14 protein-coding genes are annotated in these 23177 nt (G+C 49.8%); all 14 read left to right on the top strand.

The annotated features are described in order from the left end of the window. Positions 1 to 66 precede the first annotated feature (66 nt). The 14 genes from VE009_RS24190 (at position 67) to uidA (ending at position 23158) form a co-directional block, all read left to right on the top strand. The gene (locus VE009_RS24190; RefSeq protein WP_325012206.1) at positions 67 to 969 is read left to right on the top strand and encodes a sugar ABC transporter permease; all 903 of its coding nucleotides are present in this window, start codon (positions 67 to 69) and stop codon (positions 967 to 969) included. Next, a complete protein-coding gene (locus VE009_RS24185; protein ID WP_325012204.1) occupies positions 969 to 1793 on the top strand; it encodes a carbohydrate ABC transporter permease in 825 nt (274 codons plus the stop codon). Before VE009_RS24190 ends, VE009_RS24185 begins: the two co-directional genes overlap by 1 nt. A 342-nt stretch (positions 1794 to 2135) precedes the next feature. Continuing rightward, the gene (locus tag VE009_RS24180; protein ID WP_325012202.1) at positions 2136 to 6221 is read left to right on the top strand and encodes an OmpL47-type beta-barrel domain-containing protein; all 4086 of its coding nucleotides are present in this window, start codon (positions 2136 to 2138) and stop codon (positions 6219 to 6221) included. Between the two features lie 257 nt (positions 6222 to 6478). After that, positions 6479 to 7447 carry an ABC transporter permease gene (locus tag VE009_RS24175; RefSeq protein WP_414694930.1) on the top strand — a complete coding sequence of 323 codons (969 nt, stop codon included), beginning with the start codon at positions 6479 to 6481 and terminating at the stop codon, positions 7445 to 7447. A 16-nt stretch (positions 7448 to 7463) separates the two neighbouring features. Next, a complete protein-coding gene (locus VE009_RS24170) occupies positions 7464 to 8348 on the top strand; it encodes a carbohydrate ABC transporter permease (RefSeq protein WP_325012200.1) in 885 nt (294 codons plus the stop codon). Positions 8349 to 8370: 22 nt separating this feature from the next. Continuing rightward, positions 8371 to 9642 carry a glycoside hydrolase family 1 protein gene (locus tag VE009_RS24165; RefSeq protein ID WP_325012198.1) on the top strand — a complete coding sequence of 424 codons (1272 nt, stop codon included), beginning with the start codon at positions 8371 to 8373 and terminating at the stop codon, positions 9640 to 9642. A 184-nt stretch (positions 9643 to 9826) separates the two neighbouring features. After that, positions 9827 to 11578 carry a sensor histidine kinase gene (locus VE009_RS24160; protein ID WP_325012196.1) on the top strand — a complete coding sequence of 584 codons (1752 nt, stop codon included), beginning with the start codon at positions 9827 to 9829 and terminating at the stop codon, positions 11576 to 11578. Further along, entirely contained in the window at positions 11575 to 13197 is a 1623-nt protein-coding gene (locus VE009_RS24155; protein ID WP_325012194.1) for a response regulator, read from the top strand. Before VE009_RS24160 ends, VE009_RS24155 begins: the two co-directional genes overlap by 4 nt. 193 nt (positions 13198 to 13390) lie before the next feature. Beyond that, on the top strand, positions 13391 to 14938 hold the full coding sequence (locus VE009_RS24150; RefSeq protein WP_325012193.1) for a carboxylesterase/lipase family protein: 1548 nt from the start codon (positions 13391 to 13393) through the stop codon (positions 14936 to 14938). A gap of 184 nt (positions 14939 to 15122) precedes the next feature. Beyond that, a complete protein-coding gene (locus tag VE009_RS24145) occupies positions 15123 to 16676 on the top strand; it encodes an ABC transporter substrate-binding protein (protein WP_325012191.1) in 1554 nt (517 codons plus the stop codon). Between the two features lie 73 nt (positions 16677 to 16749). Then, positions 16750 to 17982: a glycoside hydrolase family 88 protein gene (locus VE009_RS24140; protein ID WP_325012189.1), complete on the top strand. Its 1233-nt coding sequence runs from the start codon at positions 16750 to 16752 to the stop codon at positions 17980 to 17982. A 27-nt stretch (positions 17983 to 18009) separates the two neighbouring features. Beyond that, entirely contained in the window at positions 18010 to 20301 is a 2292-nt protein-coding gene (locus tag VE009_RS24135) for a polysaccharide lyase 8 family protein (protein ID WP_325012187.1), read from the top strand. 13 nt (positions 20302 to 20314) lie between these two features. Continuing rightward, positions 20315 to 21184, top strand: a complete 870-nt coding sequence (locus VE009_RS24130; protein ID WP_325012184.1) for a sugar phosphate isomerase/epimerase — start codon at positions 20315 to 20317, stop codon at positions 21182 to 21184. Positions 21185 to 21355: 171 nt separating this feature from the next. Beyond that, complete coding sequence (uidA, locus tag VE009_RS24125) at positions 21356 to 23158, top strand: beta-glucuronidase (protein ID WP_325012324.1); 1803 nt, start codon at positions 21356 to 21358, stop codon at positions 23156 to 23158. Positions 23159 to 23177: the final 19 nt, after the last annotated feature.

The following is a 23177-nucleotide window of genomic DNA, read 5'->3' as shown; positions in this document are numbered from 1 at the left end:
GAGGACGAGGCCTCCGCACGTCGGGGGCTCTCCTTGTCTTAACTTCAATTCCTAGGGAGTGTAGAGATGGAGACGATACAACCGACGAAGAAAAAAAGAGCCTGGTTGTCCTATTCCGTACTGTTCATCTTGCCGTCTTTCCTGCTGTATACCGCATTCGTGATCGCTCCGACGCTTAGCAGCGTTTACTTAAGTTTTACGAACTGGGACGGCATCAGCCCGAATCCTAAGTTTATCGGTTTAGCAAATTTCGTTGAGATGTGGAACAGCGAGCGCGTCCACAATGCGCTGAAGAACACGATCATATTATCCGTAGTTCTCGTCCTTCTGGAGAATATCGTCGCGATCGCGCTAGCGATTCTCGTCGATAAAATTCGTTGGTTCAAAAATTTGTTCCGCAGCATCTTTTATTTCCCGGTATTAATCAGCGGCATCGTTATGGGTTTCGTGTGGACCATCTTGCTCAACTATAATTTTGGCGCCGTAAATCAGCTGCTGGATATGCTCGGGATGCAGGCGCTGAAAGTCGATTGGCTTGGACATCCGGATTATGCCCTCTACGCCATTATCATTTCCACGGTATGGAAATCAGCGGGCTATTACATGATCATATATCTTGCCGGTTTACAAGGCATTCCGCCGGAGCTGTCGGAGGCTGCGGCGATCGATGGGGCCAACAACTGGCAGCAGTTCCGGCATATCACGTTCCCGATGTTGGCCGGTTCCGTGACGGTATGCGTCATGCTCTCCATGATCGCTTCGCTGAAAATATTCGATCAAATCGCGGTCATGACGGACGGCGGTCCGGGCTTCGCGACGGAGACGCTGACGTACATCATCTATAAGGTCGGCTTCGGCGAAATGCGCCAAGGCTTCGGTACGGCGCTCTCGCTGGTTCTGTTCTTCTTGATCTTGCTCATCTCGATCGTTCAGATTAAAGTGCTTCGGAAGCGGGAGGTGCAGTTATAATGCGAACCAATCGGTTGAGCGTCGCGTTGTTCGCGATTTCCCTCGTGTTAGGCGTCGTCTTCTTCTTTCCGATTTACTTTAGCATCATCTCGGCTTTCAAAAGCAACGGCGAGATTTTGCGCAACGCGATCTCCTTCCCATCGACGCTGTATTTGGAAAGCTTCAAATACTTGTGGGCCGAGACCGACTTTCCGAAGGCGATGTTCAACAGCGCGTTCTTAACGTTTTTCGCGATTCTCGGCCAAATTCTGGTCATTCCTATGGCGGCTTACGCGATCGAACGCACGAATAAGAAATGGACGAATCTGACCTACGTCTATTTTCTGCTTGGAATGATGATCCCGTTCCAGTCTTACATGATTCCGTTGTTTCGGGAATTAAAGATGATCGGAGTGTTTGGAAGCTTATGGGGTCCTATCATCGTATACATCTCGGGCTCCGTCGGCTTCGGAACGCTGTTGTACTCAAGTTTCTTGAAAGGCGTTCCGCGTGAAATCGAGGAGGCGGCGGAGATCGACGGCTGCTCGAAGGTCGCGATCTTTTGGCGCATCGTGTTCCCGCTGCTCGGCCCGGTTACGGCTAGTCTCGTGGTACTGAACGGCTTGGGCGTTTGGAACGATTTCCTCATGCCGATGCTGGTGCTGCCGTCCGGTCAGACGAAGACGATGATCGTCGAGTTGTTCTATTACGTCGGCGAATATTCTTCCCGTTGGGATATGGTGTTTGCGGGTACGGTATTCTCGATCGTGCCAGTGTTGATCGTGTTCATCGCGTTGCAGAAGTACTTCGTAAAGGGCATTGCGGCAGGCGCAACGAAAGGGTAGTCGAGGAGGCAAGAGGCGGCGGGCGACGGGATCGTCGCCTGTTTTTTTGTAAATCTAGAGAGGAGAGAGAAATATTGCTGCAACCGAACCTATGGAACGTAAGATTCCCGAACGGGGCTCAATTCTTAAGAATGTGGACTTTTATCTTAAAAAAGAGCATGTGAACGGCGCCCCCGCATCGTTACTATATAGTTTGTTGAGGGGCAGCTGACATAACCGTCGGAAAGGAGATGAGATCGGTTACGTTAAGTTTTGTTAGCGGTTACATCGCGGCGACGAAGTCAGTGCCACGTACGTGGGAATGTACTACAGGATGGTTTCATTTCAGAAAGGAGATCGATCATGGAAAGGCTTCTGAATCAGATCTTATCGTTACTGTTATGTGTACCTATCATTTGTGCGCCGTTTTATACCCTCTTTATAGGAGCAACACCGAATGTTGCGGCTGCGGCCGAGTCCATATCTTTCAGTGCAACGCAAGAGGCGTTCGTGTCTAATTTCGGCACGCAGGGGAACAGCTTAGGGATTCATTTGAACGCGAACAAATTAATTTACGGAAAATTCCGGCATACGTACCTCAAGTTTGATTTATCCGCAATCGATACTCTGCGTTATGATATCGAAGATATGCAAATGATATTGAACTTCAGAAAATCGCATGCGCCGAACGAGTTGGTATTTACGGAAAGCGACCCGACTTTGAGAGACTCTAACGAAGGGTGGACGATCCATAATCTTACCTATAACAACCGCCCGAACGATATCGCCGGATCGCCGGTAGTAACCCACAACGTTACGTCGAGCGGCGAACAAAACCTCTCCATCGATCTGTCTACAATCTTCCGATTCGCGCTGAGTAACGGAAGAACAGAAGTCAGTATCCACCTTACAACAACTCGCGTGAACGAGGATGCGGCAAGTGCCAGCGAAATGTATTCTTCCAGGAATACTTCGGGGCAGCCCGGACCATCCTTGGCGGTCACGCTGGGCGATCCGATTGCAGACGACGGGGTCGACAGAACGGCGCTCGATGCGCTGATTGCCGAGGCGAACCAATTGACGGAATCCAAGTACACAGCGGCTAGCTGGTCGGCGTTTGCGGAAGCTCTGGCACATGCCAAAGAAGTAAGCTGGGGCATGTCGACGCAAGGCGAGGTCGATCAAGCGCTCTTATCGCTGCAAACTGCGATGAATAACCTAGCGGAGGTGGAGCTCCCTTCCAAGATTGGGGGGCCGAATATGGGAAATTACTTTACGAACAGCAAGACCGCGTCCATGATTTTTACAATGAAAAACGGTGACGGCGAATACGTTAAGGTTGACCCCGTCACCGAGAAGCTGTCGCTTACGGCGAACGCCGCAGAGGCTTCCGCGTTCGCGCTGTATGTCCTTGATTACTTCGCCACTGTGGACCATGAGGAGCCGGAGGCGGGTGCGACTAGGACGGCTTACTCCATCAAATCTTTGGACAACAACAAATACTTAACGATCCAAAATTACTTTACCGCCGAAGAGTTCTTGAACAATGAGCATCGTTATTACAACATTCTTAGCGGCGCCCAAAGCGGTACCAGCACCGATAGGACGTTCGAGGTTAAGGCATCCGCAGCGATCCCGAGTTGGAACGAGCGGTTTTATATAGACCGATACGCGGAATCGGGCTATTACCGCATCTGGTCGCATTTGTCCACGATGAGAGACGATCCGGGCTTTGGCAAGTTTAATGTTACAATGACCGAAGACTCCATGCAGAGCACCGGAACGGCAGCCGGGAATACCGAGTATCGTTTTTATTTCGAAGAGGTAACAGGCAGGGATCTGCTTGAGGTAAGCCAAGAAGTGTCAGGAGACGACGTCATTTTATTTTGGCGCCCCGTGAACGGCGATACGAATCCGGCGAATTATAGCATCACAGGGGCGGACTCGGACGTCGTTTATGCCGACGGTTTGATGCGCTCGACGATTTCGGATTTGAGCGTCGGCGTCCACGACTACACCGTGCAATATCGCGGAAGCGGATACCAAACGGCCGCGGACGTGAATGTCCGAATCTTTAACCATCCGGGTATTTTGCATACCGAGGAAGACCTGGAGCGGATGAAGCTTCGCGTTCAAGAAAAGGCTGAGCCATGGTACTCCGACTATCAGAGATTGCTGAACAGCGTCTCCTATGATCTGTCCAGCCCCGATTTCGAGACGACGGTCTTCTCGAATGTCGGACGCGGAGGCGCCCCGTCGGATTCCGGCAACATGGGCCATTTCGAGAAGGGCGGCAACGCCGCGTATTTCAACGCCCTGCTGTGGGTGATCACCGGGGACGACAAATATGCGGAAAAAGCCGTCGATATTCTCGGCAAGTGGGCCAGGACTTTGAAAGTGATCGACGGCAGGGACAGAATTTTAGGCGCCGGCATTAACGCTTACAAATATGCCAACGCGGCGGAAATCATAAGGTATTACGACGGTGGATACGACGGATATAGCGACGCCGACTTCAAGGCGCTGCAGGATATGATGATCAACGTGGTATACCCGGTAATCCAGGACGCGGCCGCTCCGATGCTCGCTAACGGCAACTGGGACGCGGCGGCCCTCGTCAGCATGATGTCGATCGGCGTACTTTGCGACAATACGGAAATTTTCGATCGAGCGATGACCCTGTACCAGGATATTCACGTGAACGGCTCCATCTTCGCTTATGTACATGAATCCGGTCAAAATATGGAAACCGGTCGCGACCAAGCCCATGCTCTGTTGGCGATCGGATATATGGCGGAAATATGCCTGATCGCGTACAAGCAAAACGAGGATTTATACTCCTTGTACGATAACAGGCTGGCGAAAGCCTTCGAATACTCGGCGAAATACAATCTGTATTCGAAGGAGCTGTACGGTGAAGATGTACCTTTCGTTGCGATGCCGAACGTCTTTGGGGATACGAGTCGGGGATACTACGGAGCCGGATTCGACAGAGAGAATAATGGGCTTAACAGAGGCGAACTTCGCCCGGTGTTCGAGCAAGCTCTGGCCCTTTACAACACAGTAGGCGTCGATTTGCCGTGGACGGCCAGGGCGGCGGAGGCCGCGCGCCCGCAGGCGATGGTGCATTTCGACAATCTGAATTTCGGCACCCTGACGCACTACAATGGAGAGCCGCTGAACGCGAGCGGGCCGTATTTTCAGATGCGAACTCGATGGGAGCCCTTATACCAGAGAAACTGGAGTATCGTTGACGGCCAGAGAGTGGCCGAGACACTGAACTCTTACTTTGGTATTAATGAAAACGGCGAACTCGTTACCAGCGTCATGAAGAAGGATGCGCCATTCTATCAGTTGATCGCGAACGACGACAGCACGTACTCGATCCGGTTGGTTACAACAAATACTTATTTATCGGTAAAGGATGATATGGTAGGGAGCTACAATGTTATCAAAGCCGACGCCAAGGAAATTGGCGAAAACGAAAAGTTTATTCTCCGATCCACCGGGGTCGGTCCTTACTTCTTGGCTTCTCCCAAGTACGACAATCGGATCGTATATCAACATGCGTCCGGGACAGGGGAAAGTACCGTTTTAACGCTCCGGCTGGGGACAAAAAAACTGTCGGAAGTGGCGGATATACCGAATGTTACAACGAACGAAAGACTTGTTTTTATGTACAATACTGAGGAAATTGCGTTCATTACCAGCGACGATGCAGCGCCGGAAACGATCGCAACGCCGGAAGGCGAAGCGCAGTCCGGTTGGTACCGTTCGCCTGTCATCATTCATTTTGCCGCTGCCGATGATCTCTCTGGCGTGGCAGCGACCTATTATCGAATCAATGACGAAGACGTTGAAAGCGGATTACAAGCCGTTATCGAAAACGAAGGCGTGCATACGGTAACTTACTGGAGTGTCGATCGCGCAGGTAATGTGGAAGACGTGAAGTCGTTGTCTGTGTCGATTGATTTGACGGCACCAAGTATCGCTTTCGACGTTGTTGACGGTACCGAAATTACAGTGGATCAGACCGTGACGATCGGTTGCGAAGCTACGGACGAACTGTCGGGGATCGCCGCCACCACATGTAATTTGGATCAAGTGCCGGCTTATGAATTGGGACTAGGCGAGCACACGTTCAGCGCTTCCGCTACCGACCACGCCGGTCATGTGACGAACGCCTCGATTACGGCTATTGTCACTGTGAACTACGATAGCCTTGCACGACTGGCCGGAATGTGGTTCGAGGAGAGCGGGCACGGGGACGTCGCTGCATCTTTGATCGAAAAGCTGGATGCTGCTAAGGTTTCCGCTAGCCGGGGGAACTCGAAGGCGAAAGAAGGACAGCTGGGAGCTTTCGTAAACCAAGTGAAAGCGCAGAGCGGAAAAGCGATCACGGTGAAGCAAGCCGATTTACTTATCACTTTCGCCTCTGCATTGATGTAGTCTGTAACTAAAACAGCCAATTCCAAGGACGGGATTGGCTGTTTTTGCTGTTGTTGCAACGATAGGTATACAGAACATAGGAATCCCTTCTATGGAGGAAGTCGTCCGCCATAGGAGGGATTATTCATTGTCGGAAAATTCACAGTCGATATGTCGTAAAACTACTACTCAAAAAGTCGTCTTAGCGGCAGTCAACATCGGTCAATCTTCTTATGATAAGAGTACAAACCAGTCGAAGACGAGGAAGTGATCGTTGTATGAGTAATGTGAACTTGGCGCCCAGTCCATTGACAGCGCCGAAACCAAAAAGAAAGAAGAAGTACGATTATCGGAAGTATTCGCCGCTTCTGATCATGATGATTCCGGGGATATTATACTTTCTCATTAACAACTATTTGCCGATGTTCGGGATTATCATCGCGTTTAAGAATATCAATTTCGCGAAGGGGATTATCGAGAGCCCATGGGTCGGACTTGCCAACTTTGAATACCTATTCAAAACGTCGGATGCCTTCATCATTACTCGAAATACGGTTCTCTACAATTTATTGTTCCTCTTCGTTGGCACAACCTTGGCGTTCACTTGCGCGATTCTGTTGAACGAAATCAAGAATAAGGCGCTTCTCAGAATCTACCAAGCGATTATTTCCATGCCGCATTTAATTTCTTGGGTCATTATCAGTTACTTGGTGTATGCCTTCTTGAGCGTAGAGAACGGATTTCTCAATCGCACCATCTTACCGTTACTCGGCATTGAGGACGGGATCTCGTGGTACACCGAAGCCAAGTATTGGCCGTTCATCTTGCCCTTGGTCGATTTCTGGAAGGGTGTCGGGTACTCCAGTATTGTGTTCTTCGCTGCCCTGCTAGGGATCAACGAGGAGTATTATGAAGCAGCAAGGATCGATGGCGCGAGTCGTTGGAAGCAGATTACCAGAATTACGCTTCCACTCGTGGTGCCCGTCATTATCATCATGACGCTGCTTCAGTTGGGACGGATTTTCTATTCCGACTTCGGATTGTTTTATCAAGTGACGTTGAATTCCGGAGCGCTGTTCAGTACGACGGCCACCATCGATACGTATGTATTCAACGGCTTGACCGGAGGCGGCAATTTGGGCATGTCCGCGGCAGCAGGTCTCTATCAGTCGATTGTCGGCTTTATCTTGGTCATCACAGTGAACAGCCTCGTACGTCGCAAAAATAAAGACAGCGCGCTTTTCTAAAGGAGGGGGAAACATCTTGAGAAACGAAAGTCCGCTCTTGACATGGTTCAGTAATATCTCGTTGTTCATATTTTCGGCATTTTGTCTCATGCCCTTCGTCTTGTTGATCTCTGCATCGTTTACGGATCAAAACTCGATCGTAGCCAACGGGTACTCGTTCATTCCGAAGAATTTTAGTACGGCGGCCTATGAATACTTGTTCCTGCGGGGAGCGGATATTCTTCGGGCTTACGGAGTTACGATCTTCGTCACGGTCTTCGGCACAATAGCCGGTCTCGCCATCACACTATTGATGGCATACCCGTTGGCTAGACAAGAGACGCCGCATCGCAACTTGATCTTGTTCTTTATCTTTTTCGCGATGTTATTCAGCGGCGGCATGATCCCGACGTATCTGATTTATGCGCAGATATTTGAACTGAAGAATACGATCTGGGCCTTGATCATTCCGGGACTCCTAACGAATGGTTACTATATCATGATGATGCGGATCTTCATGCAAGGCTCGATGTCCAAAGAATTAATCGAATCGGCGGGATTGGACGGGGCGAACGAGTACCGGATTCTGTGGAGTATCGTCATCCCGACATCAACGCCGATCTTGGCAGTGATCGGACTTTTCTCCTCCATTATGTACTGGAACGATTGGCAGAACGGGATGATCTATATCACGAATCCGAAGCTATTCAGCGTTCAGAATCTTTTGCAACGTATCATGCAAGATATTTCATTTATCACAGCGAACATGAGCTCCCAGGCTGGCGAGGCGATGCAACAGATGCCTTCCGATACAGCCAAGATGGCGATCGCGGTGATTGGGTCGCTTCCGATCTTGCTCGCGTATCCGTTCTTCCAAAAGTTCTTTATTAAAGGGATTATGTTCGGTGCTGTAAAAGGATAATCACAGGAGGCGGAAGACAACCATGGCATTAAAATTCCCAGAGAGGTTCTTATGGGGGGCCGCAACTGCTGCACATCAAGTGGAAGGAAACAACAGGAACTCAGATTTTTGGATCATGGAACATCTAGAGGGAACTCACTTCAAGGAACCATCGGGCGATGCCGTCGATCATTATCGGTTATATCGCCAAGATCTGGAGCAACTCGCGGCGTTAGGATTGAACTCCTTCCGGTTCTCGATCGAATGGGCGAGAATCGAACCCGAAGAAGGGATGTTTGATGAAGCGGCGATCGAGCATTACCGGGATGTTCTCCGGGTGTGCGCAAGGGAAGGCATCACACCTGTAGTCACCCTGCACCACTTTACCTCTCCGCATTGGCTGATCCGCGAGGGCGGGTGGGAATCTCCCGACACGCCTACGCGGTTCGCCCGATACGTCGAGCATGTGATGCGGGAGTTGGGAGAACACATACCGTATGTGTGCACCCTCAATGAAGCGAACATCTCCATTGGCATCCGGAAAATCATGAAGAAGCATTCAGCCGGCGGAGCGGCGCAGGTCGGCATTAACACGGCTATGATGGCCAGAATGGAACAGTATAATGCGCAGCTCGGTCAAGCTTTCGGCTTGCCTCCGCAGGAGATTCATAGTTTTCTGGCGCCGCGTACGGAGGCTGGATTGAAGCTCGTCTTCGATGCGCACATGGCGGCCAAGGCTGCGATCCGGAACATGAGTCCGCGTACGAAAGTCGGAGTGACCCTATCGCTTTATGATATACAAAGTATTCCGGGTGGAGAGGCGCATGCGGCGGGAGCGCTGCAAGAGGAATTCCTGCAGTTCCTCCCATACCTGAAGGACGATGATTTCTTTGGCCTGCAGAATTATACCCGTGCCGTGTATGGTCCGGATGGCTTGTTGCCCGTCCCCGACGAAGCCGAGAAGACGCAGATGGGAAACGAGTACTATCCCCAAGGCTTGGAAGCGGTTATTCGCAAGGTATCGTCGCACCTGGACCTGCCGATCCTGATCACGGAGAACGGCATTGCCACAGACGACGACGATCGCCGTGTCGCCTTTATCGATCGGGCTTTGCGCGGCGTACATGCATGTGTGGCTGACGGCATCCCAGTTATAGGATATTTACATTGGTCGTTGCTCGATAACTTCGAGTGGCAGCTTGGCTTCTCCAAGCGGTTCGGGCTGATCGGGGTGGATCGCTCGACCCAGCAGCGGAATCCAAAGCCAAGCGCATCCTACCTAGGACATGTGGCGAAATCGAACGAGCTTGTCTGAAACGAACAGCAAGTTCATCTGAGGTGAACACAAAGGCGCCCCTTTCCCTTCATTACGGGGAAGTGGTGTCTTTTCCAGTTCCTCAGCACCCAACAATTGGAAAAACCATAGTTCATGCAATAAGGCCGGGGTGTTGGTATGATGGAGTCAACAACCATGAGACGAATAGGGGCCATTGGAAACTATGAGCGTTATTCATCCGCTACGGCCAGGAAATTCCTTGCGTACGAAACTGACGTTAAGCGTATTTATCATGACCCTGCCCTTAGTGGGGATGTTGCTTTATAACAACTTCTATGCCATTGAGGTGGTGCGTGGGCAAGTTGCAGAGTCCTATAGAAACACACTGATTCATCATATGGACTTGATCGACAAAGACTTAAACGACATCGATGCTTATATGCATACGACCGGCGGTTCGACTTCTACGAACCTGACGGCACTAGGTCTCGCCGCTTCGGAAAACGAGTATTACATGGCGAAGGTGTTCTTGTTCAATAAGCTGATCCAGGATTCCACGTTATTCCCATCCCTAGGTTCGTTCTTCGTCTATGTAGAGAATCGGCAGGACTATATGGAGGTTCTGACCGGCAGCTTGCCATATCAAGAGCAGGAGAGGATCCAACAATATATCATCGACTTGATCCATAAAGGAAGCATCCCCAAAGGAACGAATACGAGGAGATGGCAATACGTGCAGATCGGGGATAAACACTACTTGCTCGACATCGTTCAGTCCGGCGATACGTACCTCGGGGCTTGGGTGAGCTCGGAGCAGCTTTTGTCGTCCCTTAGTTCGTTGAAGATGGGGGAAGGCGCTGTGTTGTTAGCGAGCGAGCGATACGAGTTGGTTACGAATTCGGACTTTATCGAAGACAAGGGGATTATCTTGCGCGATGATCCGCAACACTATTATTTATCAGGATCTGACGAGAAATACTTGGTCATCGGAGTACCTTCCATTCGCGGAACGTTCCAACTGTATTCGCTCATTTCGGACAACACGATCCTAGATAAACTCCCGTATCTACAACGATTCATTTGGTTGATTACCTTCATAACCTTATTCTTCATACCTTTTGGTTTTTACTACATGATCCGTTCTTTCTTAGTGCCGTTGGGCTATGTTTTAAACGCCATGAAGCGGGTTCGGAGCGGCGATTGGAGTACGCGGGTCGAGTTGCGCAATTCATCGTACGAATTCACGTTGTTGGGTAATTCTTTCAATGCGATGATGGACGAAATCCAGACCCTTCGGGTGAATGTTTACGAAGAGCAGATTAATAAGCAACGCGAGGAGTTGCAACGTCTGCAGCTACAGATCAATCCTCACTTCTTTTTGAATTCACTAAATATTGTGTATCATCTAGCCAAAGGTAAAAACTATGGCTTGGTTATGGAGATGACGATGGCGCTCATCCGCTATTTCCGATATTTGTTTCGGAGCAATACGTCGTTCTTAAAACTAGAGGACGAACTGGAACATACTCGGAACTACTTGCACATTCAAACTCTCCGGTTTCCAGAGAAGTTGACGTGGAAGATCGTTGCTCCAGATTACTTGGCGGAAGTGCCGATTCCTCCACTCGTCATTCAGTCGTTCGTCGAGAACTCGATCAAACATGCGGTGACGATGGAGGAACCGATCAGGATTGAAATCCGAATCGGATATGCAGACGAAAACGGATCCAAGATCAACATACGGATTCTGGATACGGGGAAAGGATTTCCCGTGGAAGTGCTTCGAAAGCTGCAAGCCGACAAAAGCGTCGAGAACGATCGCGGCGAACATACGGGGATTTGGAATGTGCAACGGCGATTGAAGCTTCTGTACCATGCGGAAGACATGATTCGCTTCGATAATGACAGCGAGACTGGAGGCGCGCTGGTGGTGATAACGCTCCCGACGGAGGTAAGGAAGGAGGGGGGAGTATGAGCTATCATCTCCTGCTGGTCGATGATGAGGTACATGCCATTGAAGGAGTAAAAGCCGATCTCGACCTGGAAGCGTTAAGGATTAGTCAACTTTTTGTAGCGTATAACTCGAAGCAAGCCAAGGAATATCTTGAAAATGAACGGATCGACATTATGCTATGCGATATTGAGATGCCGCAGGGCAGCGGACTTGATCTTTTAGCTTGGGTCAATGGTCGCCAGTCGCACACCGTCACCATTTTCCTGACAAGTTATGCGGACTTCAAATATGCGAAAGAGGCATTGCAATTGGGCAGTTTGGACTATCTGCTGAAGCCTGTGCTGCCGGATGAGCTCGAGCGAGTGATCCGCAAAGCGCAGAAGGAAATCGACCGTAACGGCGAAATCCACCAGAGCAGTCAGGCGCATCAGTTATGGATGAAACATCATTCCCTCATTATCGAACGATTCTGGCTGGATCTGATCAACCAAACGATCCCGAGCCATGCTGCGGCCATTCGCGCGCAGATCGAGCAACAGCAGTTGCCGTTGACGCCCGACATGTCATTTTTTCCGATACTTATTTCCGTTCAGAAATGGAATAAGGAATTGAACCGTCGGGACGAGAAAATTATGGAGTATGCGCTCAAAAACTCAGCGGAGGAAGTATTTCTGAAAAACGATACGAACGGTATGTTCATCTATATCGACAGAAGCTTGCTCCTCGGGATTATGACTACGAACGTAAGCGTCATGACGGACGACGATCAGATGGTAACGTCTTGCGAGCAATACATCGAAATGTGCAATCGATATTTTTACTGCGATGTATCTTGTTATCTCGGGCAACCTGTCGCGGCGTACCAGATGGCGGAGATGACGGCGGTTCTAAGGAAGAAAGTTGAGAATAACGTCGCCTTCTATAACCGTGTGTTCACCTTCGATGCGGAGTTGCGTTCTGAGCGAAAGCCCGTCCTGCCGGAGTTGAATGTCTGGATTTCTCTGCTGAAGACCGGAACGAAACAGTCGATTATTACGGAAGTCGAGAATTTCGTCCATCAACTGGTGCAATCGCAAGCGATCGATGCCAAGGTTCTTCGACAGTTCCATCAAGACTTCATGCAGGCGCTGTACGCTTATTTGAACGTCGAGGGGATTCAAGCGCATCGGTTGTTCGGAGACGAGGAATCGATCTCGCTGTCAGATCAGGCCGGTCGCTCCGTTAGAGACCTCTTGCTATGGGTACATCATGCTGTAAACAAAGCGACGCACCAAGCGGAGAAGGTGAAGAAGTCGGACACCGTCGTACAGAGCGTGCAACGTTATATCGCACAATATCTCGACCAAGACTTGTCGAGGGAATCGATTGCGGAGATGGTATTTCTAAATCCGGATCACTTGTCGCGCTTGTTCAAGAAGGAGACCGGCTATTCCATCTCAGATTATATTTTGATGGAACGGATCAAGAGGGCGAAGGAGTTACTCTCGCAAACCAATATTCCGATCAGCTCCATCGCCGCTTCGGTTGGGCATACGAATTTTTCGCATTTCGCTAGAATTTTTAAGAAGTATGTTGGCGTAGGACCTTCCGAATTCAGAAGCCTGCATGTGAGAGTGGAAGGATCCGATCGGGACGTCTAAAAGGAACAAAGGGGATTGACCTCTATGGGGCGGTCCCCTATTTTTTGTTTTTCAGTCACAGCAGATTTGTCGGCAAAACGATATGCAAGAAGTCGGCAAAGCGTTAGCGAGTATGGGATGGAAATTTTAATCTTTATAGTGCGAGGATATTCTTTTAATTCGCACATTCAACTACTTATTGAGGTGGAATGAGATGAATTTAATTGTTACAACAGAAAAAGGTAAAGTCAGAGGCATCGAAACGGAAAACGTTCTTGCGTGGTATGGCATCCCATTCGGAAAAGCTCCTGTGGGTGAACTCCGCTTTAAGCGTGCTCAACCAGCCGAGGCTTGGGACGATGTTAAAGACTGCACTTCATATGGCAATGACCCGGTTCAGTTTATTGGTGCACGAGAAAAGGAAGATGAAGACTGTCTGCATGTTAATGTTTGGGCGCCAAAAGATGCGGTAAACCTGCCAGTACTTGTTTGGTTTTACGGTGGCGGCCTTCATTACGGTTTTAATTCAGATCCTAGCTATGATGGAGCACGGATGGCATCGAATGGCGTTATCCGTGTTAATATCAACTTCCGCCTGGGGCCGCTGGGTTATTACGATTTTAATCAATATGATGATTCTTTTGATACAAACTGTACGCTTTCCGATCAAATTGAAGGCTTGAAATGGGTTCAAGAAAATATCGCTGCATTTGGGGGTGACCCCGGTAATATCACGATATTTGGAGAGAGCGGCGGCGGAACCGCCGTATATCATTTGCTTGCCAGCCCCGCGGCTAAAGGTTTATTCCATAAGGCAATCATACAAAGTGGTTTGCCGGAGCTTTGTGGCAGAAGAGCATTTTCCAAATTATTAGTACCGCATTTCCTGGATTATATCGGATTACAGCCAGAAGAAGTATTCAAGCTAAAAACAATTGATATTTTAAAAATCAAAGAGGCAGGAAGCAACTTGTACCGTAATTTCTCAACTCTATATGATGGAGTCCATATGCCCGGGGCTTACATCGGTGATGACTTATTGCCTGAATATCCTTGGACAGCAATCAAGAATGGCAGCGCGGCAGGCGTCGATGTGATCATTGGATACACCCGTGATGAAGGGGATACTTTCATCCAGTCTACCAATGAATCGAATGCCTGGTTCCCTTCTTGGGAATGCGTTGAAGGGATGCTGGAAAATAATGGCAAAGGTGAATATTATACAGAACTCAGATCGGCCTACAGTGATATTGGGGATGATCGTGAGGCGCTAAGCAATTTTGTTACTGACTACTTATTCGCCAAGGAAGCCTACCGTTTCGCAGATTATCAGGTAAACCACGGCAAGGTGTGGATGTATCGTTTTGATTTTGTTCCTGTCGCTTATAAGCATATGAACATGGGCGCTGTACATGCAGTTGATATTCCATTTGCATTGGACACGCTCGATAGGGGGTATTTTGCCAATGCCTTGAAGGGGACCCCGCAGGATCAAACAGAAGCAGTTCGCGATCAAATGAATGGAGCATTTTTGAATTTTGCTAAGACGGGCAATCCAGATGGAGGCATAATCGATTGGCCGAAGTATGAGGGGGAAAACAGTCTTGTTCATCTCTTCGATCTTCAGCCTACGAACCAAGACGTACGCCTGAATGAAAAGATCTTCCGTGTATGGGGAAAGATCGGCGTGGTTTATGACAGCGATGAAATGTTCCAACATATAAGCAGCAAAGCAATAGGAAATGCGAGACTGGGTTCGTAAAGGAGAGAATAATTTGAGTTTACTTCCTATAAGGGTCGCCTTCTCGCAATCGCCCGTGCGGGGTACGAGCGGGGGATGATTGTAGTCGTAAAAACGCCATTGCAGAAGTCGTGAAAGCGTTAGTCATGCGGTATATGGGATGATACGATTCACTTGTAACTACTTTGAAATTCGGGGGGACAATATGGGTAGCAAAAGAAAGTTTGTCGTTTTGACGCTTGTAACCATGCTATTGCTTGGCCTGTTTTCCGCTTGTTCGTCGACTACGCAGCAAGACGGGGGGACAGCCGAAGATTCATCGTCGTCTCCAAATTCGAACGGAACGCCGTCTGAATCCGATAACAATGTTCAGGAATTGGAGCCATTTGAAGTAACCGTAGCCATGCCGGTCATGGGAGCGATTCCCGCCGATATGGAGGCAGTCCAAGCCGAAATCAGCAAAATTACAAAAGAAAAGATTAATGCTACGGTGAAGTTTTTGCCAATCAGCATCGGTACGTACGGGCAGCAGATCAACTTAATGAGCACCAGCGGGGAGAAGCTGGATACGTACGTCATGTTTGGACAAGGATATGCACCAGAGGTCGCGGCTGGTAAGTTTATCGAATTGGACAGCTTGCTTGAGAACTATGGCAAAGAATTAAAAGAACAAATCGGCGAAGATTATGTAAGAAGCGCGGCGATTAATGGAAAAATCTACGGCGTGCCTGTTCTTAAAGATTTTACGACTGGTTACGCAAGCCTGGCGATGGATAAAGCATTAGTAGAAAAGCACAATATTGATGTGGCGGCGATCAAGTCGATTGACGATTTGGATCAAGTCTTTCAGACGATTAAAGATAACGAACCGAATGTTGCGCCGCTCGGCGTAGGTTTATCGGTTCCGTCGGATAAGTATTTTACGTACGACAAGCTGGGCGATCGTTTCGGTGTCTTGCCGGGTTTCGATAATGGATTGAAGGTTGAAAATTTATTCGAATCTGAAGAGTATGAGGCTTATTTAACCAAGATTCACAGTTGGTATAAAGCGGGTTTCATTAACAAAGACGCTGCGACATCCCAAACGAACCCCGCGGACCTTGTAAAAGCTGGGAAGGCATTCTCGTTTTTGATTTCGGATAAGCCTGGGGCCTTGGCAGGAGAAAGCAGAATGGCTGGAAAAGAGTTGGTGTCCGCCCGTATCTTGCATGAAGCTTATGCAACCACTGGCGATACATTGTTAGCGCTTTGGGGAATTTCGAGTAATTCTACCAACCCGGAAAGAACGATGATGTTCCTGAACCTCTTGTACTCGGACCCGGAGATCGCCAACTTGATGCTTTGGGGAATTGAGGGGAAGCACTACGTGAAGACGTCGGATACAAGCATTGACTATCCGGAAGGCATCGATGTGACAACGGTCGGTTATGCCAACCAAGCATGGTTGATCGGAAATCCACTCCTCACATACACATTTAAAGGGGAGCCGTTGGATAAGTCGGAATTGACCCGGGAAGCGAACGCGAACGCGACGAAGTCGAAAGCGCTTGGATTCCTGTTCGATTCGACGCCGGTAAACAACGAAATTACCGCACTGAACAACGTTGTCAATCAATATAGAGGAGTGTTAGAGACGGGGACATTGAATCCGGCCGATAAGCTCCAAGAATTCCGCAGCAAACTGAAGGCTGCCGGGATTGATAAAGTCATTGCGGAAAAACAGAAGCAGTTGGACGCGTGGGCTGCGCAAAATAAATAACTGGAGCAGACCGGGTTGTTTTTGAACCCGGTCTCTCTTTTAATAAGATCTTGAAGCGTAAGGGGAGACGCAAATGGAAGTTGCCGTCAACAACGAAGGAATGAACGAGGAACGATTTAAACGTCGAACGGATGTGGATCGGTCGGTGTTTCAAACGGCCGTAAGCGACGCAATGGCTAAGGTGCGTTCGAACCTCGATGTGTTCCAGGACAAATTTCTAACCAGCTCTACCGTTGGAAATGTATATTCGTTAAATGTTTACGGAGATACGCCGACAGCGAATCCAGATAAGATACCTGGGGCCAATGTGGGTTGGACGACAGGGTTTTGGACAGGAATTCTCAACCTTGCTTATGAATTGACAGGGGAACAGGAATACCTGTATGTCGTGGAACGTCAGGTAAACAGTTTTGAGGATCGAATCGAGCGCAAAATCGATGTAAACACGCATGATATAGGATTCTTATACAGTCTTTCTTGTGTAGCTGCCTACAAATTAACCGGGAACGAGACGGCGAAAGCAGCCGCCATACGCGCTGCGGACCATCTGATGACCCGTTATGTGCAAGCGGCCGGAATCATTCAAGCATGGGGAAATATGGACGATCCGAATGAGAGAGGACGCATGATCATTGACTGCCTGATGAATCTTCCCCTGCTTTATTGGGCCAGCGAGGTAACCGGGGACGGAGGCTACAAGGACGCGGCTTACCAACATGCACTGAATGCTTATAAGTACATCGTTAGGGAGGACGGAACAACGTTCCATACCTATTTCTTCGATGTCTTTACCGGTGAACCTTTGAAGGGGAAAACCGTTCAAGGGTATTCGGACGACTCTTGTTGGGCAAGAGGCCAGGCATGGGGGATTTACGGCTTTGCGCTCAGTTATGTCTATACCAAGGATGTCCGCTTTCTGGAAATGAGTAAAATTCTAGCGAACTATTTCTTGAACCGAAGCCCAGAGGATTTAGTAGTGTACTGGGATTTGGAGTTTACGGATGGCAGCGACGAACCGAAAGACAGCTCCTCTTCCGCAATTGCCGTGTGCGGGCTGTTGGAGCTTGTGAAGCACTTGTCCGACGAAGAGGAGAAACAATACTTCTTCAATGCGGCGATGCAAATTACGAAGTCCATGTACGAGCATTACTCATCGCGGCATGAGGAAACGTCTAACGCTCTGCTGCTGCATGGCGTATATTTCAAGATGTATAATCACGGCGTCGATGAAGCGAATTTGTGGGGCGATTATTTTTATCTAGAAGCCCTGACAAGAATTACGAAGGATTGGAACTTGTATTGGTAAACTTAATGAGCCGGAGAGTGTTCCGACATGAGAGAACTGCGAGAGGCTTGGACGGGTATTATCAACGAGCATTTGTTTACGTATTTTAAATCCCGCGAGTCGGCAACGTCCGAAGGTGTGACGGCAGAGGCTCAATTCTACTGGGAACATATGGAGAAGGGGCCGCACCGTACCTGTTTATGGAACAACCTGGGAAACCCTGGGTTTGCCCCAGTTACAACGAACTTGCTTCGACTTCGTCAGATGGCAATCGCCTATCGCACATCGGGTTCCGAGTTGGAAGGATGCCAGCCGTTAAAGGATGACATCATAGAGGCACTGGATTGGATACTCGCCAATCAATACAACGAACGCGCGGAGACGGGCGGCAACTGGTGGGACTGGGAGATCGGCGCGCCGATGGCCTTAACGGAAACGGTGTTATTGCTGTTCCAGTATCTTCCCAAAAAGAAGATCGAAGCCTATATGGCCCCGGTAGACAAATTCTCGCCTGATCCTGACACGTTTCTGAACTCCACTTCGAATTATCCGACGATGACTTCTACCGGCGCAAATCGGGTATGGATTTGTAAAGTCATTGCGTTGCGGTCGATTCTGCTCGAGGATGCGGCCATGCTTGAGAGAGTGCGGGACGCGTTATGCCTGTTGTTTGAGTATGTGACAGGCGGAGAAGGCGGTTTTTTCGCAGACGGCTCATTTACGCAACACGGCCTTCCCTATACCGGGGCATATGGAAGAGGTTTATTGTCCCACCTCGTCCCGTTGCTTCATGTGTTACAGGGGACTCCGTTCGATGTCGAGGATTCGCTGAAAGGCAAAATATATGACATGGTATATCAATCGTTCGAGCCGTTGCTCTTCCGCGGCTCCATGATGGACATGGTTAGCGGGCGTGAAGTTACGAGACCTCATTTACAAAATCATGAAGCAGGTCACATTGTGATCGGGGCGATTCTCGAGCTGTCCACTTTTGCTCCTCGTGAGCATGCTGTCAGAATGCAATCGATGGTGAAGTATTGGATTCAGGAAGACAAGGCGAAATCATTCTTACTCCACGTTCCCTCGTATTTGCGCACCTTTGCCGAACAAGTGCTTCAGGATGATCAGATTATCGCTGCGGCGCCGGCTCCGAAATTCAAGATGTTTGCCAATATGGCAAGGGCCGTGCTGCAGCGACCGGAATTTGCGTTCGGGATCGGTATGCATTCGAATAGAATTCCTACCTACGAGTCGATCAACGGTGAAAATTTGAAAGGTTGGTATACGGCGCACGGCCATACGACGTTATATAACGGTGATTTAGAACACTACTCGGATGGGTATTGGCCGACCGTCGATCCATACCGGTTGGCGGGCGTTACCGTTACGGATCAACCGAGAACGAACGGATTCGGGAATTGGTATCGCAGCGGGGAAAGCTGGGCAGGCGGTACGGAGCTCCTAGGGCAATACGGTTCGGCTGGAATGATGTTGGAGGATTATAGAACGGAAGCCTTCGAAGATCCGATGCGTGCGAAGAAGTCGTGGTTTTTGTTTCAGGACGAAATTGTTGCCGTAGGCTCGGATATTCGTTTCGACGGGCCGTTCCGTGTAGAGACTGTGGTGGAGAACCGGAAATTGAACGCGGACGGTACCAATCGGTTTGTGGTGAACGGAAAATTCGTGTCGGATCGACCGGGTTGGTCCTCCGCACTGGCGGGTACGGAATGGATGCACCTAAAGGGGGACTCCCCCGGCGAGGGGATCGGGTATTATTTCCCCGCAACTGTGACGTTGCAGGCCAAGCGCGAAACGAGAATCGGTCGCTGGAGCGATATCGGCACCGGGCCGGATACGGAAATATCCCGAAACTATCTTACTGTTTGGTTCGACCATGGGGTGTCTCCGCAAGACGGACATTATGCCTATGTGCTTCTCCCCGGTAAAACCGACGCGGAGACGGAACGGTACGCCGTTCAACCGCAGGTCGAGATCGTTCAGCAGTCGTCCGCCGCGCATGCCGTATACCATTCGAGTCTGCGAATGCTCGGCGTAAATTTCTGGACCGACGAGAGAACAACGGTGCGGGAGGTAACCTGCACCGGTAAAGCCTCCGTTATGGTTCACATAACGGATGAAACGATGGAGGTAGCCGTAAGCGACCCGACTTATGAAAACGCCGGAAGCATTGAATTGGAGCTGGACATGGCGGTCAGTACCGTCCGCGAGGCGGATCCTCGAATCGAAGTTCTGCAGCTCGCGCCTTGGGTAAAGTTGCGCTTCCATGCTAAGGATGCGATGGGCGCAACTGCAAAAGTCCGGTTTCTCAGATCCGAATAGGGAGTGAATTTCAATGCCGATTGAAACGGGAGTCAATTTATCTTCTGTTCAACTGGAACTAAGCAAAGACTACTTCGGGACGTTAGCGCGCATTGCGGAAGCCGGCTATTCGAATATTGAACTGGTCGGTTACAACATAAGCAATTATACACGTTATATGGATGTCCTTCCCGCCAATGAATTAAGAGAGAAATTAGCGGAACTGGGACTGTCTGCGGTTTCGGGGCAAGAGGCTGCAAGAATGGATCGACCGTTGGACGACCACGACTGGGATTCCGTCTGTTCGTACTATGAGACGTTGAATTGCCGGAAGATCGTCCTGCCGTCTGTTTGGATCAGCAACCGGGAAGATACGATGCGCATCGCCGAACAGATGAATCGTGTCGGGAAGCGAATGTACGAGAAGGGATTTATCCTCTATTATCACAATCATGCTCATGAATTTCTGAAGGACGGGGATCGGACCTTATACGAGGAACTGATCGGATGTACTGATCCGGCTTACGTCCGCTTTGAATTAGATTTGGGGTGGGTGCTGCGGGCTGGCCATCAGCCCGCAGACATGTTGAAAAAGCTCGGCGGCCGCTGCGACATCGTTCATTTCAAAGATATCAGCCCTTCCCCCAAATTCCCCGTTAATATCTTCGAAACGTTACATCGGGAAGGCGACAAGGCGTTCGACAGCTTTATGATCTATCGGGATTACACGGCCCCTGAGGATTATTCGAATCTCGGAAGAGGGACTTTCGATCTAGTGGAAATCTGTGCATTCATACGCGGTATGGGGCATGTTCGTTATGCCATTACGGAGAATATTACAGCTTCTCCGGATAAATTCGCCAGTCTGGCTAACGACTTGCGAATACTTAAACAGTACTTTTAATTATGCAACCGGGTCTCGCTGAAGACCCGGTTTTTCGCGTTCATTTTCTAGTATGTCGTGAAAGTGTTATGACGGAAGTCGGCAAAGCGTTAGTTAGCTTAATTAAGGTTAGCTATCATGAAAGTGGAGAAGTTTCATAATATCAACGCAATGGTGAAGGAGCAGATGAGTTTGTTATATCCAATCGTTACAGAATCACGCAATGTAATCGATTTGTCCGGGATCTGGAATTTCAAATTGGATCAGGGTACCGGATTTGAAGAGGAGTGGTATCGCGCGCAACTGGCGGATCCGATCCGCATGGCCGTTCCCGCTTCGTTCAATGACGCGGGTGTCGCCGCCGATATTCGTAACCATGTAGGCTGGGTGTGGTACGAGAGAGAATTTACGGTGCCTGCGTTGCTCCACTCCCAACGATTGGTGTTACGCTTCGGTTCGGCCACGCATAAAGCGAAGGTCTATGTGAACGGGGAGCTCGCGGTCGAGCATACCGGCGGATTCACGCCTTTCGAGGCCGAGATCAACTCGCTCGTGCAAACCGGTAAAAACCGCCTTACGGTTGCAGTGAATAATATTGTGGACGAAACGACGCTCCCGATGGGGACTTACAGCGAGACGGAGATGCCCGGCGTTGGCAAGGTTGTCAAAAACAGTCCCTACTTCGACTTCTTCAACTACGCGGGGCTTCATAGACCGGTAAAAATTTACACGACGCCCAAGTTCAGCTATATCAAGGACATAAGCATCGTAACGGAGTTGGACGGTTCGACCGGAGTAGTTCGTTACGAGACAACCATCGAAGGCGATGCACAGATTAAAGCGACATGCGTCGATGCATCGGGGGCGGTCGTCGGAGAGTGCCGAGGGGCGTCCGGTACGATCCGAATCGAAAACGTAAAGCTATGGGTGCCGCTCCAGTCTTATCTCTATCAGCTTAAGGTTGAAACAGTACAAGACGGACAGGTCGTTGACGTGTACGAGCAGCCCTTCGGCGTCCGAACGGTAGAAGTGAGGGACGGTAAATTCTTAATCAACAACAAACCGTTTTATTTCAAGGGCTTCGGAAAGCACGAAGATACCCCGCTCAATGGCAGAGGTCTGAACGAAGCTGCGAACGTGATGGATTTCCGCTTGATGCGGTGGATCGGAGCCAACTCCTTCCGGACGGCGCATTATCCGTATTCGGAAGAAATTATGAGACTCGCCGACCAAGAGGGAATCGTGGTCATTGACGAAACGCCCGCCGTCGGCATGCACCTCAGCTTTAACGTGACGCCGACGCAAGGGCCGAAACGAAACACATGGGAAGTCTTGAAAACCCAAGAGATTCACCAACAAGTTGTGCGGGAGATGATCGCGCGAGATAAAAATCATCCGTGCGTTGTTATGTGGTGCATTGCGAATGAGCCGGCATCGGAGGAAGACGGGGCGGAGGAATACTTCCGTCCGCTGGTGGAGTTGGCCCGATCATTGGATCCGCAGAAACGTCCCGTTACGATCGTCAATATGATGATGGCGACGCCCGACAAGGACAAGGTGGCCGAACTCGTCGATGTCTTGTGTCTAAACCGTTACTACGGCTGGTACGCGTTCGGCGGCGATTTCGCAACCGCCAAGGCGTTGCTGCGTCGAGAGCTTGGCGCATGGGTCCAGCGTTGCCCAGGCAAGCCGATCATGATGACGGAATACGGCGCGGATACGATCGCCGGCTTCCACGATGTGGACCCTGTCATGTTTACAGAAGAATATCAAGTGGAGTATCTTCGGGCGAACCACGAGGTATTCGATGAACTCAAGGAGTTCGTCGGCGAACATGTATGGAATTTTGCGGATTTCCAGACTAGCCAAGGCATCGTGCGGGTACAGGGGAATAAGAAGGGCGTGTTTACGCGGGAACGAAAGCCGAAAGCAGCCGCCCATGAATTGCGTAGAAGATGGCAAACGATTCCGGATTTTGGTTATAAGCTTGAGTAGGGATTCCGGCAGTGGGGCT

It is taken from the genome of Paenibacillus sp. (assembly GCF_035645195.1).
Classification (GTDB): domain Bacteria; phylum Bacillota; class Bacilli; order Paenibacillales; family YIM-B00363; genus Paenibacillus_AE.
The sequence above is the reverse complement of the archived record's forward strand: the minus strand, read 5'-3'. Positions and strand labels throughout refer to the sequence as shown.